A 2,807-nucleotide genomic window follows, 5' to 3' on the forward strand; every position below is an offset into this window, starting at 1 on the left:
AGTGCGACTCGTTCCTGAACAAAGCCTTCGTGGTTGAAGGACAAAATCAGGCACTAACAAAAGAACGAAAATTTCAGATGTTAGGAGAACTAACAATCCAAGAGGTGGAATGATGGGGTAACGCCCTGAAACGCCCCCTTAATACTCCGACTGGCGGGTGTAAGTGAAAACTGACCTGTCAGAAGCTCGGTGAAGTCGGCTGAGAGTAGCCGTATGGATTGCTGGATAATTACCAGCCCCACGAAAGCTGTCCAGAGGTGGACGGTGCTACCTATAGGCCGGAGGTCTACAAAATACCCAAGGTCAGAATGTTTGAAATATGACTGACGAAAACCGCGAATGTAAGGGTCTATACCATGACGGCATAGAAATGTGCTGGTAGCGTTCATCGCTAATCAGTGTGGTGGAGTAAAAATTGATGTTATGAAACACCATAGCACGTTACAGGCGTGTTCAAGCTGACAGGCTTAAAGCGGAGACCTAAAGGTATATGTAAAGATAGGATTGTTGGAACGAGGAAAGGCAGTAGGCTTCTACCATTAGGAAGTAAGCAGACGAATCATATAAGCTGCTGTACTACTGCTGAAAAGCAGAGGTCGAACTGATGATGTTTTCTGCGAAAAAGAGGAAAACGGAGGAATGGCCTCAAGTCAGTCAAACAGGCAACTTAGCACTTAGTCGCAATTAGGATTGCGAGTATGACAAAAAGAAGTCACTCGCCGTAAAGGAGAGTGATGCCTGATGCCAAATGAGAAGAAACCAAAAACCAAATGCGTGGAGTATCTCCGCCATGCTGAATACTACGATATGCAAAGTACCTTTGATGAACTGTATGCCAGAAGTCAAGCCGGAGAAATCTTCGAGAACCTGATGGATGTGATACTTTCAAGAGAAAATATCCTGCTGGCCTATCGGAACATCAAATCCAATACCGGGAGTATTACGCCGGGAACAGACAAGCTGAAGATTTCTGATATTGGTAAACTTACCGCTGATGAAGTCACAGCAAGGGTACGCAAAATCGTCAAGGGAGCTAAAAACGGCTACACCCCAAGAAGCGTAAGACGCAAAGACATCCCAAAACCAAACGGGAATACCAGGCCACTGGGAATCCCTTGTATCTGGGATAGATTGGTACAGCAATGTATCAAGCAGGTCATGGAACCTATCTGCGAAGCCAGGTTCAGCAACAATAGCTATGGATTCCGTCCAAATCGGTCGGTTGAAAATGCGATAGCGGCAATCTACAGGCTTATGCAAAAGTCAGGACTTCACTATGTAGTAGAGTTTGACATAAAAGGTTTCTTTGACAATGTAGACCATTCAAAACTGATAAAACAGTTATGGTCACTGAATATCCGGGATAAAGAACTGCTCTATGTAATCCGTAGGATTCTCAAAGCTCCAATCCTCATGCCGGACGGCAACACAGAACACCCAACAAAGGGAACGCCGCAAGGCGGAATTATTTCCCCACTATTGGCAAATGTGGTGCTGAATGAACTTGACCATTGGATAGAAAGCCAATGGCAGTGCAACCCGGTAACGGAAAACTACGCTTACAGAGAAAATGCGGCAGGCTGTCCGATACAAAGCCATGCGTACCGGGCAATGCGGAATACACGGCTGAAAGAAATGTATATCGTGAGATATGCAGACGATTTTCGGATTCTCTGTAGAACAAGGGAACAGGCAGACCGGACGCTGATTGCGGTCACGCAATGGCTGAAAGAACGCCTGCGCCTTGATGTTTCACCGGAGAAAACGAGAGTTGTTGACGTCAGACGGAGCTATTCTGAATTTCTCGGATTCAAAATCCGACTACGCAAAAAGGGGAAAAAGTACGTCGTTCAATCGCACATGTGCGATAAAGCATACAAAAAGGTTAAAGTCAGCCTGACTAAACAAGTCGGAAATATCAAATTTCCCAGAAAAGGACGTGGAGAAGCCGGGGAAGTACGGCTGTTCAACTCCATGGTTATGGGAATCCAGAATTACTACCAGTTAGCCACTGACATCAGCATAGACTGCGGTGATATTGGCAGAACTGTTAATACAGTTCTCAAAAACAGGCTGAAATCTGGAAAGACACACCGGCTGAAAAAGGAAGGCCGTGACCTGACAAAAATGGAAATCCAAAGATATGGGAAATCGGAGCAACTAAGATATATAGCACAATCCAAAGAACCGATTTATCCAATAAGCTATGTTCAATGTAAAAATCCAATGAGTCAGCGGCGAAAAGTGTGCGCTTACACAGCGGCAGGAAGAAGTGAAATCCATGACGATTTGCGGATAAACACTTTCTTACTGCTACAGCTAATGAGAGCGCCTACATACAGCCGCAGTACAGAGTATGCGGATAACCGTATCTCACTGTTCTCCGCCCAATGGGGAAAATGTGCGGTAACGGGAAAGAAATTTCAGTGTATATCAGAAATTCACTGCCACCACAAGAAGCCAAAAGGAATTGGAGGCAGAGATAAGTATGAAAATCTGGTATTGGTGCTTGCACCAGTACATGAACTGATACACGCAGTTGATGAGGACACTATTCGTTCTTATCTCACCGCTCTTAAATTGGATACTTCACAGCTCACAAAGCTGAACAAACTGCGAACATTGGCAAAAAGGAAACCCATTGATTTGGAGAAGCCAAATCTTACGAATAATTCTCATAATGGTATGACTAAGGAGACTAAGAAATCTGTTTGATTGATGGAACGCCGGATGCGGTGAAAGTCGCATGTCCGGTGTGAAGCGGGGGAAAAGCTGGAGATAACTTCAAAGGCTTACCTATCGCTATT

At 44.9% G+C, this 2,807-nt stretch carries 1 protein-coding gene; it reads left to right on the forward strand.

Features of this window, described 5'->3' with window-relative positions; all coding sequences use genetic code 11:
- The first annotated feature begins 741 nt into the window (after window positions 1–741).
- Window positions 742–2,715: a group II intron reverse transcriptase/maturase gene (ltrA, locus tag DWX68_RS14390; RefSeq protein WP_118630020.1), complete on the forward strand. Its 1,974-nt coding sequence runs from the start codon at window positions 742–744 to the stop codon at window positions 2,713–2,715.
- Window positions 2,716–2,807 lie beyond the last annotated feature (92 nt).

This window comes from Clostridium sp. AF20-7 (assembly GCF_003479275.1).
Taxonomy (GTDB): domain Bacteria; phylum Bacillota; class Clostridia; order Lachnospirales; family Lachnospiraceae; genus Otoolea; species Otoolea fessa.